The sequence below is a fragment of the Bacillus sp. SCT118 genome, from assembly GCF_058566435.1.
Window position 1 is genome coordinate 2,750,120 of sequence record NZ_CP191225.1, and the last position, 15,462, is coordinate 2,765,581.

At 45.5% G+C, this 15,462-nt stretch carries 13 protein-coding genes; 2 read left to right on the forward strand and 11 right to left on the reverse strand.

The window, feature by feature from the left end; genetic code table 11:
* Window positions 1-95: 95 nt before the first annotated feature.
* A complete protein-coding gene (gene yjoB, locus ACQVGT_RS14020) occupies window positions 96-1,367 on the reverse strand; it encodes an ATPase YjoB (RefSeq protein WP_015383418.1) in 1,272 nt (423 codons plus the stop codon).
* Between the two features lie 148 nt (window positions 1,368-1,515).
* Between yjoB and ACQVGT_RS14025 the strand changes: the two genes are divergently transcribed.
* Together ACQVGT_RS14025 and ACQVGT_RS14030 are read left to right on the forward strand one after the other, a co-directional pair.
* Window positions 1,516-1,980 (forward strand): DinB family protein, encoded by a 465-nt coding sequence (locus ACQVGT_RS14025; RefSeq protein WP_015383417.1) that lies wholly within the window; start codon window positions 1,516-1,518, stop codon window positions 1,978-1,980.
* Between the two features lie 224 nt (window positions 1,981-2,204).
* A complete protein-coding gene (locus tag ACQVGT_RS14030) occupies window positions 2,205-2,969 on the forward strand; it encodes a sulfite exporter TauE/SafE family protein (protein ID WP_014476525.1) in 765 nt (254 codons plus the stop codon).
* A gap of 38 nt (window positions 2,970-3,007) precedes the next feature.
* Here ACQVGT_RS14030 and ACQVGT_RS14035 read toward each other — a convergent pair whose 3' ends face one another.
* From ACQVGT_RS14035 to uxaC, 10 genes are all read right to left on the reverse strand, one after another.
* Window positions 3,008-4,501, reverse strand: a complete 1,494-nt coding sequence (locus ACQVGT_RS14035) for a UxaA family hydrolase (RefSeq protein WP_015383416.1) — start codon at window positions 4,499-4,501, stop codon at window positions 3,008-3,010.
* Window positions 4,498-5,940 (reverse strand): tagaturonate reductase, encoded by a 1,443-nt coding sequence (locus ACQVGT_RS14040; protein ID WP_015383415.1) that lies wholly within the window; start codon window positions 5,938-5,940, stop codon window positions 4,498-4,500. The genes ACQVGT_RS14035 and ACQVGT_RS14040 overlap by 4 nt, the downstream gene beginning before the upstream one ends.
* A 76-nt stretch (window positions 5,941-6,016) precedes the next feature.
* A complete protein-coding gene (locus tag ACQVGT_RS14045) occupies window positions 6,017-7,018 on the reverse strand; it encodes a LacI family DNA-binding transcriptional regulator (RefSeq protein ID WP_015383414.1) in 1,002 nt (333 codons plus the stop codon).
* 87 nt (window positions 7,019-7,105) lie between these two features.
* Window positions 7,106-8,374, reverse strand: coding sequence for an MFS transporter (locus ACQVGT_RS14050; protein WP_003245531.1), 1,269 nt, complete (start codon window positions 8,372-8,374; stop codon window positions 7,106-7,108).
* A gap of 47 nt (window positions 8,375-8,421) precedes the next feature.
* Window positions 8,422-9,258: an SDR family oxidoreductase gene (locus tag ACQVGT_RS14055; RefSeq protein WP_015383413.1), complete on the reverse strand. Its 837-nt coding sequence runs from the start codon at window positions 9,256-9,258 to the stop codon at window positions 8,422-8,424.
* Window positions 9,255-10,334: a mannonate dehydratase gene (gene uxuA / locus ACQVGT_RS14060; protein WP_015483117.1), complete on the reverse strand. Its 1,080-nt coding sequence runs from the start codon at window positions 10,332-10,334 to the stop codon at window positions 9,255-9,257. The genes ACQVGT_RS14055 and uxuA overlap by 4 nt, the downstream gene beginning before the upstream one ends.
* Before the next feature lie 24 nt (window positions 10,335-10,358).
* On the reverse strand, window positions 10,359-11,378 hold the full coding sequence (locus tag ACQVGT_RS14065) for a zinc-binding alcohol dehydrogenase family protein (protein WP_015383411.1): 1,020 nt from the start codon (window positions 11,376-11,378) through the stop codon (window positions 10,359-10,361).
* Window positions 11,379-11,383: 5 nt separating this feature from the next.
* On the reverse strand, window positions 11,384-12,397 hold the full coding sequence (allD, locus tag ACQVGT_RS14070) for an ureidoglycolate dehydrogenase (RefSeq protein WP_015383410.1): 1,014 nt from the start codon (window positions 12,395-12,397) through the stop codon (window positions 11,384-11,386).
* 104 nt (window positions 12,398-12,501) lie between these two features.
* Window positions 12,502-13,881 (reverse strand): MFS transporter, encoded by a 1,380-nt coding sequence (locus ACQVGT_RS14075; RefSeq protein ID WP_015383409.1) that lies wholly within the window; start codon window positions 13,879-13,881, stop codon window positions 12,502-12,504.
* A gap of 66 nt (window positions 13,882-13,947) precedes the next feature.
* A complete protein-coding gene (uxaC, locus tag ACQVGT_RS14080; protein WP_041517815.1) occupies window positions 13,948-15,369 on the reverse strand; it encodes a glucuronate isomerase in 1,422 nt (473 codons plus the stop codon).
* Window positions 15,370-15,462 lie beyond the last annotated feature (93 nt).

The following is a 15,462-nucleotide window of genomic DNA, read 5'->3' on the forward strand; positions in this document are numbered from 1 at the left end:
TACAAGAAAAAGAAGAACGCAAAATAACCGCAATTGTCGAATTTCGGCTAACCGCAACAAAAAAGCACGGGTTTTTCAAACACCCGTGCTTTCTTTTAGTGAAAACCGACTTTGTTTCTTTCCATCCAGCTTCCCCGCTGGCTTTTTCTTTGCTCTCCTGTCATGTCTTTCACCATGGTTTCAATATGGTGATTCCCTTCTTGGTGCCATTGAAGGGCTGAAGATACATATAATTCTCCCAGCTGTGCAAAGGAAAAGCCTTCTGTAAGTTTTGCGGCGTTTTTTATTTCTCCTTCACTCAAAAAGATGCCAAAGCCTCTCATTTTCATATATTCCAGCCGCAACTCTTCATCCGGAAGCCCGATTTCATAGGCACGGTCAAATCGCCCTGCACGATTCATCAAACCTGGATCGATCTCTTCGGGATAGTTTGTCGTACCGATGAGAAATAGCCCCTCTTTTGATGTCGCGCCGTCCAGCGTATTGAGAAAAAAGGACCGCACATCTTCCGGCATCGAATCTATATCCTCGATGACCAGAACTGCAGGAGCGAGGCGTCTCGCTGCCTGAAAGACTTCTTCTATTGTCTCGCTCGACGTAAATTCAGTAATTTGCCAATAAGCAACAGGTGCATCGATACTGCCTGCGATCGACTTCACTAACGTCGTCTTTCCGTTTCCAGGAGGTCCATATAACAGAATGCCGCGCTTGTAAGGGATGTCATATGTTTGATAAAACGATTTATCACTATGAAAAAACTGATCAATTGATCTGTATATCTCTTTTTTCAATAGCGGATTCATGATGACTTGACTCCGCTGAACCTCTCTGACAATGGCTTCCTGCTCTCTTGAAATCCCTCCATCTCCATCCGTAAACACGGTCACTTTCCGCTTGCTTTTTTCCCAAAGACGCGGTCTGACTCCCTCCAGAAATGCACGCATCTTTTCATCGTTAACCGCAAACAGACAATCAAAACTCATAATGCTCCCATCTTGAAAATATGGAATTCTGGCAAAAGCAACTCCCTTTTCAGGATACGCGTATACACTGTTTCTTATAGACTTATGGACGGTATAATCCGGTTCTTTCTCATCTTCATCGTAAGCAAAGGTTTTCTTTTCAAGCTTTTCAAATATATATGCCACATGCTCAGGCTCCAATGAACCGCTGCGGACATCTTCTACAAGAAGCTCCCAGTATTCCGTATTTGGATCATCACTGGCATAGAGCTCATAGAATACACCGTATTGATCATAAAGCGTTTCTTCAATCCGTGTGATAAGGTAACCGAAAGTGCCGTAGCCCGCCGCAGCTCTTTCATTCTCTTTTTCTTCGTACTGATAAATGAAAGGTATGTTAGTCATGTTTATACTCCATTTCATGTTTTGTGAACGTTATATATACGATTGACATAGCATTTTGTTTCATCCCACAGCATATTACTTGTGAATTCATAACCGTTGATATAGGATTTCATTGCACCATTTATTTTTACATATGGAGGAGATCATAATGAGCCAATCCAATCAAATTGTCAGCCATTTTCTATCCCATCGAAACGTGACCAATGAGCTTGCCGAAAAAATCAGCAAAGACCATTACAGCTACAAACCGGCAGAAACATCAATGTCAGCAGAAGAGCTGGTCAAACACATTCTTACGTCTTTCCACTTGTTCGCAAATGTCATTAAGGAAGGCAATGCCTCACCATTTCAAAACAAGCAGGAAGAAACAGAAACAGATCTCAATGTTCTGGCAAAAACATATACAGAAAAAACGATCGCTATCCTTGAACAGCTGACTGAAGAGCAGCTGGACAGAGAAATTGATCTGACATCCGCTTTCGGCAGAAAAGTCACAGGCCGCGCGCTGCTTCAGCTTGCAATGGAGCATGAAATTCACCATAAAGGCAACCTGTTCGTGTATGTGCGGGAAATGGGCCACACTGAGCTTCCTTTCTATCAGCAGCGCATGTAGCGTAAACAAGAAAAAAGATACCTGTTAAGAGGTATCTTTTTTTTGCGCCTTTAGTACTTCTCGATTTCGTCCAGACACTCATTATAGGGCAAATGAATAGAGATATTGAGCATACCAAAATTTCAAGCAGCTAACGTGCAAAAATTCAAAAAATTTAATTGATTAACGCGTCCTAATCATATATAATCTGATAAAAATAGTCGGGTTTTCAGGAGGCCTTTATCATGAGTGTAAGCATCATATTGATGGGTTTGTTTGTCGGAGCCTTAGTCGGATTGACGGGAGTGGGTGGAGCGGCCTTATTAACTCCCCTTTTAATTGTGCTTGGAATTAATCCTTCCATCGCGGTCGGTACAGATCTTGTATATAACTCGATCACAAAGCTGTTTGGCGTTGCCTCCCATTGGCGGCAGAAAACGATTAACTTTAAATTGGTAAAATACTTAGCCATCGGCAGTATTCCGAGTGCTTCGCTAGCCATTGGCATATTGCATTTGTTCCCCGCCTTTCACCAGCATCAGGAAGAAATTATTAAGCACGCTCTAGGATATGTGTTAACGCTGGTTGCCATTTCAATCATCGTTCGTTTGTTTTTGGATAGAAAACTTCGTCCCAACCGCTGGCAGCTGATGCCGCTTGAAAATAAGAGGGCGCTGACAATTCTTATTGGTGTTGTGTTTGGGTTTATCGTCGGATTAACATCAATCGGTTCCGGCTCATTATTTGCAATTGCCATGATTTACTTATTTAACATGAAAGCGTCACAGATTGTCGGAACCGATATCGCGCATGCATTTCTTCTTGTTACGGCAGCAGGCATTTTGAACGCAAGCTTCGGAAGCGTGGATTACATGCTGGCAGCTAATCTGCTCATTGGTTCAATTCCCGGCGTGCTGATCGGAAGCCATCTTTCGCCTCGATTCTCCCCGCGTCCACTGCAATTTATTATGGCGTCCATTATTTTAGTCAGCGGTTTAAAATTGATTTAATGAAGAAGGCTATCCGCTTGAAGGATAGCCTTTTCTTATTATAGCGTCACACCCGATTTAAAAATGGCGAGTTCTCTGAAATCATTTTTTTCATGGTTCACATGCTGGCCGCTTGCCACCTCAATCATATAGTGGATAAACTCACGCAGCACATATTCCTCATGAACATCATCCTCTGCTAAAAGGCCTGCGTTAAAATCAATCCAATGCGGCTTCGCCTCATACAGCTCGGTGTTTGTCGCTACTTTCACCGTCGGGACAAAGGTGCCAAACGGCGTGCCTCTTCCCGTTGTAAAGAGGACAATTTGGCAGCCGGCAGCCGCCAATGCGGAGGAGGCGATCAAATCATTGCCTGGCGCGCTCAAAAGCGTCAGCCCTCTTGTCTTGAGCACTTCCCCGTATTTCAAGACATCCGTGACAGGAGAAATCCCCGCTTTTTGCGTACAGCCCAGCGATTTATCCTCAAGTGTAGAAATGCCGCCCGCTTTGTTGCCCGGTGAAGGATTTTCGTACACCGGCTGATCATGTTTGATAAAATATTGTTTAAAATCATTGATTAATTGGACTATCTTATGAAACACTTCTTCATTGGCAGCCCGCTGCATCAGGATGGTTTCTGCGCCGAACATTTCCGGTACTTCCGTCAGCACAGTACTCCCTCCCTGTGCAATGAGATAATCTGAAAAACGTCCAAGCAGCGGGTTTGCGGTTATGCCGGAAAAACCGTCCGAACCTCCGCATTTCAGCCCGATCTTCAGTTCAGACAGCGGAATGTCTTCTCTCTTATCTCCTTTGGCCGCTTCATGAATTTCCTTCAGCAAAGCAACGCCTGCCTCCATTTCGTCGGTCACCGACTGGGATTCCAGAAACTTCACCCGCTTCAAGTTCACATCTTGCAGTGCTTCCTTCATTCTTGCCAGCTCATTGTTTTCACAGCCAAGCCCTAACACCAAGACGCCGCCGGCATTTGGATGGCGAATGGCATTCAGCAGGATTTGCTTTGTATTTTCATGATCGTCGCCAAGCTGCGAGCATCCGTATTGATGCTTTAACACCAGTACGTTATCAAATGGAGCAATATCCCCTGTTTCTCTGACAAAACGCTGCAGCATTTTTTCTGCTATTCCATTGACACAGCCGACAGTTGGGACAATCCACAATTCATTCCGTACACCCGCATCTCCGTTTTCTCTTCTAAAACCTTTAAACGTCCGGTTCTCATTAGAATACGGATTTTCATCAAATCTCGGTGTATAGCTGTATGATTGGATATCAGACAGGTTTGTTTCCGTATTATGGACATGAATATGCTCTCCGATCGAGATATCTTGTGATGCATGCCCAATTGGAAACCCGTATTTAATGATGCTGTCATTTTCTTTAATAGGCTGCAATGCAATCTTGTGACCTCTTTTTATATCATCCTTTACTTCAAGCGACACGCCGTCCGCATGCAGCCTCTCTCCCTTTTGGATATCCCGCAGAGCAAGAAGGACATTATCTTGCTTATGAATCTTTATAAACGACTTCAACGTACCTCTCCCCCTTGTATGCAGTATTGTTCAAGAGCCCGCTGCATGCCCAGCTCATGAATATGATTCAAGTAAACAGCGACTCTATCAGTCAGCCTCGGTATCTCATTGAGATCTGCCCCCCACAGCCGCTGTTCGCCTAACACTCTTGATGCAATCCGAAGCATGTCGCCATCCTCCTGACACCAAACCTCTTTGAAAAATTGAAGCACTGCCGGATCATCCTGCAATGTCTCATTATTATGATAAAAATACAGAAGAGCGCTGAAAGAAAACACCAAGCGTTCTGGAAGCTGTCCCTTTTGTTCAGCATATTCCTTAAGAGTCGGCAGGTTTCTCGTTTTGAATTTGGAAACGGAGTTCAATGCAATGCTTTCCAGGTAATGCTTAATATACGGGTTTTTAAAACGGTTCAGCACATCGTCAGCATACTGAGAAAGACCTTCCATTTTTAAAACAGGAAGAATTTCGTCGTCAATCAGCTCTCTTATAAATCGCCCAACTTCCGGATGCTCGACAGCATCCCTAACAGTTTTTAAGCCGTATAATAAAGCCACTGGCGTCATTGCTGTATGAGCGCCATTTAAAATTCTTACTTTTTTAGTCCGGTATGGGGTGAGGTCGCTGACGATCTTTGTATGGAGCCCTGCAGCCGCAAAGGGAAGTTCTTTTCCAATCCAATCAGGCCCCTCTATAACCCATAAATAATATTGCTCTCCCACAACTATCAAATTATCCTGATAGCCAAGATCTGCCGTGATCTCCTCGATGCTGTCTACAGGAAAACCCGGCACAATCCGGTCTACTAAACTATTACAAAACGTATTGGCCTCATGAATCCACTGTATAAATCCTTCCTCCAGCTTCCACAGATGTGCATAATGAAGAACCGTTTCCTTCAGCTTTTCGCCGTTGTTCTCGATCAGTTCACATGGGATTAGGACACACCCTTTTGTCTGATCTCCTTTAAAAGCCTGATAGCGGAAGTAGAGAAATGCAGTTAATTTCCCAGGGAATGTTTTTTGCGGCCTATCCTCTAAACGATCTTTTTCATCACATACAATCCCAGCCTCAGTGGTGTTGGAGATGATAAACCGAAGCCCTTCGCTTGATGCCAATTCTTTGTATGCTTCATAATCAGAAAACAGGTCAATTCCCCGGCTGATTGAGTTGATAATCATATGCTCGTTTACCGCTTCTCCGTCTTTCATACCTTGTAAAAAAAGCGTATATAATCCATCTTGCTGATTTAATCGTTTGATTTTTTCTGAACCTCTTGGCTGAACAACCGCCACACTCCCATTAAAATCAGTGTGTTGATTCAATTGATCAATCTGCCAATCGACAAATCCCCGAAGAAAGTTTCCTTCTCCGAATTGGAGAATTTTTTCTGGATACTGAGTATAGTGATCGTACACATTTTTATTCAGCTTCTGCACCCTTATTGCCTCCCTCTTCTTATATGCACACGTTAACATTTTTCTATATAAAGAATGCCCGCTGAAAAACGGGACATCACGTCGTCAATCGTCTGACTGAATCACGCACCATGAATTCTGTGTTTTCCAAGATTTTTTCTGCTTTTGTTTCGGGCTTGCTGATCAGAGACAAGAGTTTTTGCGCGCCAAGCACGCTGATTTTCTCCACTGGGCGCTTTACTGTTGAAAGCCTTGGCGTGATGTACTGTGAAAACCCAATATCATCAAACCCGATCACCGAAATATCATCAGGGACGCGCAGGCCCTTTGCGAATATCGCATTCATCGCTCCGATTGCCATGTCATCATTCGAACAAAAAACAGCGGTTGGAGGATTCGGCAGCGCCAGCAGCCGCTCCATCGCTTGAAAGCCGCTTTCCATATCGTACTGTCCTTTGACACTGTATTCATGCTTGATCGGAATATGATGTTGAATCAGTGCAGATAAGTAGCCTTCCTTTCGCTGCTGGGAGGATTTAAAGCCTTCGATCCCCTCAATGATGGCGATGTCTTGATGGCCGGACTGAATGAAGTATTCTACAGCTTCTTGAGAGCCTTCCTTGTCATTAGACAAAATATTCGTGATGGTGCGATCATCAATATCACGATTCAGCACGACAAGCGGAATATTTTTTTCGCGAATATGGTAAATGAAAGAATTATCAATGTCACTTTGGCTCATTAAAATGATGCCGTCATATCTCATCGGTGTAACGGAGTCATAGTTTTTCAGATCATCAATGCCCCGCACATACAGATTGTAATCCTCACTTATGGCTTGATTGACGCCTTTGATTGTGTCTGCAAAGAAGCTGTGTGAGGTTCCGTTTGTAATGCTTGTAAAGAACAGCCCGATCGTATGCGACTTTTGCATCGCCAGGCTTTTCGCATTTACATTTGGTGTATAGTTGAGCTGCTCTGCTAGCTCTAATATTTTTTTCTTCGTATGTTCTTTGATGTAAGGGCTGTTGTTGAGTGCTCTGGAAACGGTTGTGTGGGATACGTTTGCGAGTTTTGCGATATCTTTTATGGTTACCATCTAATTCCCTTCCTTATCATACCGGCTGCGATTATTTACTGTATATTGTATCATCAAATATACCGCCTCTCCCACTATATTTCCAGATTAATAAGACACAGGATTCTCAGCTTCTGTTCCCGCTGGCTTGCCGATGATTGGACGGACAAAACGAATCACAGCAAGTGAAGCGAAGACAGCTAACCCTCCGGCAAGCAAAAATGCTCCAGAAAACGTGCCTGTTTGGTCAACAATAAATCCGGTTAAAGCCGGGCCGATAATTCCTGCCGTGTTGGCGAGGAAATGCATGAAGCCGCCAACAGAACCGACATTGTTTTGATCAACCACATCTTGAATGACAGCCCAATAGATAGCACCTGTTAAATATAGAAAAAATACTGACAAAGCGACCAGTGTGACAGCGCCCGCAGTCGTTGCCACCAGCCCGGCAAAACCAATCAGGACAGCTGAGGAAAACAAACACGTGACAAGCACAACCTTGCGCGAGAATAGCACACCTTTTCGGGCCGTTTTTTTGTACACATAGTCAGAAACAAATCCCCCCGCAGCAAGCCCGATAAAGCCTAAAATCCACGGGATGACCGTGATGACACTCATCGATTCAACACTTAATCCCCGCTCGTCGACAAGATAGCTCGGAAACCACGTCAAAAAGAAGAAGAGGATGTAGTTGTAAGCGAAAAAAGCGAACGCCGTGAACAGGACCGTTTTTTGCTTCAGGTAAAAGGTGAGCGGTATTTTTTCTCCGGGAGACGTTTCTGCTTTGATTGCCGGTGCTTCCTTGATCGTCTCTTGCGGCTTTTCTTTGACAAACTTGAACCAGAGCACTGCCCATATCAATCCAATAATCATAATGAGAACGAAGGATACCTTCCAGCTGAACGCCACTGCGATCATGCCGACTATCGGGCCGGAAATGGCTCCCCCGAGCGGCGTGCCGCTGTTGGTTACACCGATAACAGACGCCCGCTGGGTCGGCGGGAACCAGTTGTTCACCATCTTGTTGATGGTCGCCGAAAGGGGGCCTTCTCCCATTCCGAAGAGAATGCGTATAATCAGCAGACTGACAAAGCCAAAAGCGAGGGCGACTGCTCCGCTAAACAGCGACCAAACAACCATCGCGACAAACAAGGTCAGCTTTGCCCCATAGCGGTCGGATGCCACGCCCCCAAGAAAGTTAAAAATGGCATAACCAATCGAAAAACTGCTGAAAATCAAGCCCATTTGCGTGGCAGACAATGTAAGATCATCCTGAATAAAAGGAGCTGCAATGGAAAGCGCCGAGCGATCCAGGTAATTAATCACCCCTGCCAGGAACAAAAAAAGGATAACGGGAAGCTTATCTTTTGAAAACATCTCAACCTCACCCCTATGTTGGTTCAGTTTCTGTTGCGCTGCTTTCGTTACACACCTGAATAAGCCATAAATCCTCCATCGACAGGAACGGTGATCCCAGTGACAAAACCGGAATAGGATTCATCCGCCAGCCAAAGAAGCGTACCGAGCAAATCCTCCGGTTTTCCGAAGCGCTTCATCGGTGTTCCCGCAATAATTTTGTGAGATCGGCTGGTGAACGTTCCGTCTTGGTTGATCAGCAGATCATGATTTTGTTTTGTCAGAAAGAAGCCTGGGGCAATCGCATTGACCCGCAGCCCGGTTTCGGCAAAATGAACAGCCATCCACATCGTAAAATTATTAATGGATGCTTTCGCGGCACTGTATGCCGGAACCTTCGTCATAGGTGAATAAGCACTCATCGAAGAAAGATTGATAATCGCGGGTGAATCTGCCTTCAGCAGTTCTTTTCCAAACACTTGCGAGGCCAGAAACGCACCGGTGAAATTGGTGGAGAATACAGTTAGAAAGCCCCTCTCATCCATATCAAAAAAGGATTGGCCTTCTCCCGCTTCTTCATATGTCTCCACATCGGTTATCGCGGCAGGATGATTGCCGCCAGCCCCGTTAATTAACAGATCAACAGCGCCAAATTGGCCAAGGATGTCTTCCTTTGCCCGCTCCAGTGACATCCTGTCCAGCACATCCGCAGCAACAGCGCACGCTGTGCCGCCAGCCGCCGTTATCTCCTTCTCGACCGCTTGGCCTTTTTCAGCCGTCCGATTCAAAATCGCCACCTTCATGCCATGACGGGCTAGCTCCCGGGCCATCGCAGAGCAAAGCACGCCGCTGCCGCCAGTGATGACAGCCGTTTTACCAGCCAGGTTCTCATGCAGCGGGATCATACGCCCACCTCTTTTTTTGCCATTGCTTCATAGGCGTCCCACAGCCCGTTCAAATACATGATGCCAAGTGCCCGATCGTATAAGCCATATCCCGGGCGGCATTGCTCGCCCCAAAGATGGCGCCCATGATCCGGTCTGACATATCCTTCGTAATCCTGCTTATGCAGTTCTTCCATCACGCCTTGAATGTTGATCGAACCATCCTTTGTTAAATGAGATGTTTCAATAAAATCGCCATTCTCATAAATTTTCACATTGCGAATATGTGAAAATGGAGCGATGCCGGCATACGTTTTAGCGATCTCCACCATGTCGTTAGCGGGATTGGCTCCCATTGAACCTGTACAAAGGGTGATACAATTAGACGGTGAATCTGATATCGCCCGCAGTTTCTTATAGCTTGCCTCTTCTGTGATAATGCGCGGCAGTCCGAAAATCGGCCACGGCGGGTCATCCGGATGAATGGCCATTTGAACACCATAGGCCTCAGCAACAGGAAGAATTTCCTGCAAAAAGAATGATAAATTGTCCCATAGCTTTTCTTCATCGACCGTTCTGTAGGCAGCAAAAAGCTCTTTGATCCGAGCCAATTTTTCGGGCTCCCACCCCGGCAGTGTCATGTCAGATGCATCCTCCACCGTCCGAATCAGCTCTTGAGGATCAAGGCTTTCCACCTTGGCCTTTTCAAAAAACAGAGCGGTCGATCCATCTTCTAGCGGCCGGAACATGTCCGTGCGTGTCCAGTCAAAAACCGGCATAAAATTATAGCAGATCACTTTCACGCCAAATCCGGCAAGGTTGCGGATCGTTTGCTTGTAGTTTTCAATATACCGGCCGCGTTCTTCGTTCCCAAGTTTAATCGCTTCGTGAACATTCACGCTTTCTACAACTTCAGCATGAAAACCATAGGATTGAATATATTCGGTCTCGGCTCTGATTTCTTCTTTTTCCCACACGTCGCCGACAGGCTTTTGATGGAGAGCCCAAACGATGCCTTTGACTCCGGGAATTTGCTTCACGTGTTCAAGTGTGACTGTATCGTTGCCTCGTCCATACCATCGGAATGTCATATTCATGCTCGCACCTCCGGATTCAGTCATTTAATCAAACGTGATGACGGCTTTCCGCACCTGATCTGGATGCTCCTTAATAAACTGAAATGCATGATGAACGTCATCAACTGAAAATGTATGGGTCACCAGCCCGTTATGCACTAACCGGCCTCCATTCAAAAGCTCTACCACTTTTGGAAACTGATTGGTCTGCAATCGTGATCCGGTTATCGTGACTTCTTTTTTTGTAATTGGCAGCTGAGAAATCTGAGCCGCTCTTTCATCAAATCCAAGCACAACCACATGTCCCGCCGGTGACACAGCCTCAATTGAAAGTGCAAAAGTCTCCGGCAGGCAAACAGCATCAATGACCACGTTTGCTCCTTCATTCCCAGTCCATTCAAGGACCCGCTCGGCAACATGTTCTGCTTGGACATTTACAACAGCATCGGCGCCGTTTTCTTTCGCAAATAACAGCCGCTCGTTGTTCAAGTCAGTCATCATGACAGCAGCGCCCGCCAGCTTTGCCATTTTCAACACACAGATCCCGATGGGCCCCGCTCCCTGGATCAGGACGGTATCACCTTTTTCCACTTGGCCTCTCCACACTGCCTGGGCGCCTATCGTATAAGGCTCGGCCATGACTGCTTCCTCCCAAGGCAAGTCCTTTGAGACCGCGTGAAGCTGCCTTTCCGGAAGCACAATATATTCCCGCATGCCTCCGTCCTCATGTACGCCAAATACAGAAAGCTTGGCGCAAACATTCGACCGCCCTTTGCGGCAGGCGTAACATGTGCCGCAATAAGAAATCGGCTCAATCACCACATGGTCACCGGGTTTTAGGCTCTGAACTTTCGCACCAACTTCCTCCACTAGTCCCGTTACCTCGTGTCCGATAACTCTCGGGAGGGTAGCAAGCGGATTCGTTCCATGATAAATGTGCATGTCTGAACCGCAAATGCCGACTCGCTTGACTTTCACGAGCACTTCATCTTCCTTTGAAAGAACTGACTTCTTCACCTCCGCTGTCACCAGATCATACGCTTTTCGCACTTGAACCGCTTTCATTTTACTCACCTGCTTTTTAAGAATTCATACACGCTCCGGGCGATAGAAATTCCGTTTTTCTTATTTCTTTCTTCATGCAGCTGCTCGATCTCGCCGGGCACATACACTCTTTCGAATCCAACAGCCGGCGGTGATTGCTGCAGTTCATCAATCATGGCATCCATCTGCTCTAAAAACGTATCCCAGTCAGTAAAAAAGGCTGGATTGATCGCGCAAACGTAATGCCCCAGCTTTCTTTTTTGATCAAGGCCGCTGTACATTTTGGCAATATGAGGGCCAAAAGCCGCGCCCGCCAGCAATCCTGAAAATACATCCACCACAATCGATAGTCCATAGCCTTTCGGGCCCCCGAATGTTGAAAGTGAGACGACCTTGTCAGGATCAGTTACTGCTTCTCCGTTTTCATCGACTCCCCATCCTTCAGGAATTTCTTTGCCCTCTTCACGGGCCTGCAGAATCTTCCCAAAAGCCACTTTGGATGTCGCCATATCTAGGATAAACGGTTTTTTATGCTTAGCCGGAACACCGTAAGCAATCGGATTTGTCCCTAAAAAAGGAGTCCTCCCCCCAAACGGGACAACGATACTGTCTGTATGCGTCATTGCTATTCCGATCAGCTTTTCGTCAGCCGCTTTTTGCACAAAATAGCTTAGCGCTCCGCAATGGCTGCTGTTTACTGCCGTGACCATGCCGACTCCTTTTTTCTTCGCCATGTCAATTGCATGATCCATCGCCATGTCGCAATTCACATGACCGAAACCATCGTCTCCGTCAAGCACCCCGGTCACAGGTCCCGTTTCTTTAAAAACAGGCTGTGCCCCAGGATTGATCCCTCCCGCTAAAAGCCTGTTCACATAGTGTTCTGTGCGCAGCACGCCATGCGAATGTACATTGCGCAAATCAGCGTGCACGAGAACATCTGCTACTTTTTCAGCATCTCGTTCATTCAAACCGGCACCGGCCAGCTTTTGCCGAACGAGTTCCTTTGCTTCTTCAGCTGCAATTGTTATCGTTTTCAAGCAAGTGCCTCCTTCCTTTTCAGTTTTTTGGGCACTCTCCTAGCGAACCCCCTACAAACACATTTTATTTACAAATTATTTTAAATATTCTCTATATTATATTGTCAGATCTTTTGATGAAGATCCTGAACGATCTGAGCATGCTGCTGGTCTGTGAGTTTATAAAGAAAGCCGATAATGATCATCGCTAATGCCAAAGCAATGGCCGGATACAGAAGAAGCAGCGCTTTGATGCCAATCAGCGCCTGTGCTGTCTGGACTGCATTCGGCACATAGCCGATAATCCCCAAACCGATCCCTGAGAGAAAGCCAGACAAAGATTGAGCAAGCTTTCTTGAGAAATTGAAAAGTGAATATGTCGTTGCTTCCTTCCGTTCACCGGATTTCCATTCGCCATAGTCGATAATATCGGAGACAAGAGCCCACGTGATGCCATTTGGGATACTGATTCCGATAAAGGCGATACTGGCGAGAATTGTAAACACATAAACGTTAGATGGAAGCATAAAGTTGATCAGATCTGCGGCCACACTGATGCCGAAGCCGATCATTGCCGTTCGTTTCTTTCCAAACATCTTGACGAGCTTTGGAAGGAATACGACGCCCAAAAAGGAAGAACCAATAATGATGAAGTTCATATAAGCCATTAATTCAACATTGCCCAAGTTATATTGTGCGAAATAGACGAGCATGGCGGATTTAATGTTGTATGCGGAAATTGAAAAAATCGTCATCAGGACAAGGGTTAACAGCGGTTTATTTGTAATAAATGTTTTGACGACAGATGAGAGTGTTAATTTTTCTTTGGGTGCTTCTGATATGACAATGCGCTCTTTGCAGTTGCGGTAGCAAATATAAAACCAAAACACACCGAGCGCGGCGAATAAGCCCATGACCACCGGGTAGCCGACCTTCGGATTATCAAACTTGACGAGCAGCGGCATCACGGCCACACTTGTAATAAACAAGGCGCCAAGTGATCCGATTTGGCGGAACGTCGAAATGGAGGTCCGGTCCTCAGAATTTTGAGTCATCGCTGCCCCTAATGAGCCGTACGGAATATTCACAAACGAATAGCCGATGCCCCAAATCATATAGGATGCATATGCATATATCAGTTTTCCGGTCGTTGATACATTGGGAGACAGAAAAATAAGAACAGTAAGCACCGCAAGCACGATGCTGCCGATTAATAGATAAGGCCTGAATTTCCCCCGTTTGCCGATGTTTTTGCGATAATCGATTGATGAGCCGACAATTGGATCTGTTATTGCCGCAAACAGCTTACTGACTAAAAAAATGCCGCCGGCCATCGCAGCGGGGATTCCCGCTACATCAGTGAAATACTTCAATAAATAAATCTGGCCGAGATCAAACATAAAACCGTTGCCAAAATCACCAAAACCATAGGACATTTTCTCTTTCAATGAAAGCCTTTTTTCCGTTTCGACCGACACAACCTTATTTGCCAGTTCAGTTCGCATGTTCCACCTCGTGTCTTAAGAATTTTCGGATAGTGATCCGCTCAGCGATACTGAGCGGACACTTTGTTACACGTTTGCTTTCTCTTCTTGAAATTGAAAGTAGTGTTTCGCATTGTCATAGCAAATCCCCTGAACGATGCTTCCCAGAAGCTCCATATCGCGCGGCACTTCGCCGTTTTCCACCCATTCTCCAATCAAATTGCAGACGATCCGCCTGAAATATTCGTGGCGCGTATACGAAAGAAAGCTTCTGGAATCGGTGAGCATGCCGATAAAACGGCTGAAAAGGCCAACGTTTGATAACGCTTTCATTTGGTCGAGCATTCCGTCTTTAGTATCGTTAAACCACCAGGCTGTGCCGAATTGTATTTTTCCTGGGGTAATACCGTCCTGAAAACTGTTAATCATGCTGGCGATGACATAGTTATCATTTGGATTCAGTGAATATAAAATCGTTTTCGGCAGCTGGTTCTTCATCTCAACTGAGTTCAGCAGCTTGTATAAAGGCTTAGCAATTTCTTGATCGTTCATTGAATCATAGCCTGTATCAGGTCCGAGCCTTTTCATCATTTTTGTATTCGTGTTTCTTAAAGCGTTGATATGAAACTGCATCGCCCAATCGAGCTCCGCATACAAACCGCAAAGAAACTGAAGCGTATATGTCTTAAATTTCTTCTCATCTTCATAAGAAACCTCTGTTCCTTGTAATCTGTCAGAAAAAATCCGTCCAGCTTCTTCTTTTGTTGTTTCGGCAAATACCATTGAATCTATCGCGTGATCAGAAACTCTGCCGCCGGCTGAGTGGAAGAATCGCACTCGTTTTTCCAACGCCTTTAAAAACTCATCATAGGTTGTAATGGATATGGCGGCGGCATCTTCAAGCGCCTGCACCCAGTCAGGAAAGCCTTCACGATTGATCTCAAGTCCTTTATCCGGCCGAAATCCAGGCAGCACGCTGACAGGAAAGTCTTTGTCTTCTCTTAATAATAGATGGTATTCAAGAGAATCGACAGGGTCATCTGTGGTGCACACAACCTTTACATTTGATTTCACGATTAAATCCCTTGCCCCGAAGCCTTCCCCTTTGAGCAGTTCATTTGTCCGTTTCCATATAGCCGGCCCGGACTTCTCGTTTAAAATCTCATAAATGCCAAAAAAACGCTGCAATTCTAAGTGAGTCCAGTTGTAGAGCGGATTGCCAATCGCCACCGGCACGGTTTTCGCCCAAGCCATAAATTTCTCCTCATCAGGCGCATCTCCGGTAATGTATGTCTCCTCAATTCCATTGGCTCTCATGACGCGCCATTTATAATGGTCACCATACAGCCAGGCTTCCGTGATGTTTTGAAATGTCTTATTTTCATAGATTTCTTTCGGATTTAAGTGGCAGTGGTAATCAATAATTGGCATGTCTTTCGCATAATTATGATAGAGGCTGACAGCGGTTTCATTTTTCAATAAAAAGTTTTCGCCCATGAAGGGTTCCATGTCCTCACCGTCTTTCATTCTATTTCAAAATGTTAACGTTAACATTTTGATTTGTATTTATTTTACCTTTATATTCCTCTGGGATCAATCTCT

Excerpts from the sequence above, each read along its gene's own strand:
- yjoB (WP_015383418.1), bottom strand. The coding sequence starts at position 1,367 with ATGACTAACATACCTTTCATTTATCAGTACGAAGAAAAAGAGAATGAA.
- ACQVGT_RS14025 (WP_015383417.1), top strand. The coding sequence starts at position 1,516 with ATGAGCCAATCCAATCAAATTGTCAGCCATTTTCTATCCCATCGAAAC.
- ACQVGT_RS14030 (WP_014476525.1), top strand. The coding sequence starts at position 2,205 with ATGAGTGTAAGCATCATATTGATGGGTTTGTTTGTCGGAGCCTTAGTC.
- ACQVGT_RS14045 (WP_015383414.1), bottom strand. The coding sequence starts at position 7,018 with ATGGTAACCATAAAAGATATCGCAAAACTCGCAAACGTATCCCACACA.
- ACQVGT_RS14050 (WP_003245531.1), bottom strand. The coding sequence starts at position 8,374 with ATGTTTTCAAAAGATAAGCTTCCCGTTATCCTTTTTTTGTTCCTGGCA.
- ACQVGT_RS14055 (WP_015383413.1), bottom strand. The coding sequence starts at position 9,258 with ATGATCCCGCTGCATGAGAACCTGGCTGGTAAAACGGCTGTCATCACT.
- uxuA (WP_015483117.1), bottom strand. The coding sequence starts at position 10,334 with ATGAATATGACATTCCGATGGTATGGACGAGGCAACGATACAGTCACA.
- ACQVGT_RS14065 (WP_015383411.1), bottom strand. The coding sequence starts at position 11,378 with ATGAAAGCGGTTCAAGTGCGAAAAGCGTATGATCTGGTGACAGCGGAG.
- ACQVGT_RS14075 (WP_015383409.1), bottom strand. The coding sequence starts at position 13,881 with ATGCGAACTGAACTGGCAAATAAGGTTGTGTCGGTCGAAACGGAAAAA.
- uxaC (WP_041517815.1), bottom strand. The coding sequence starts at position 15,369 with ATGGAACCCTTCATGGGCGAAAACTTTTTATTGAAAAATGAAACCGCT.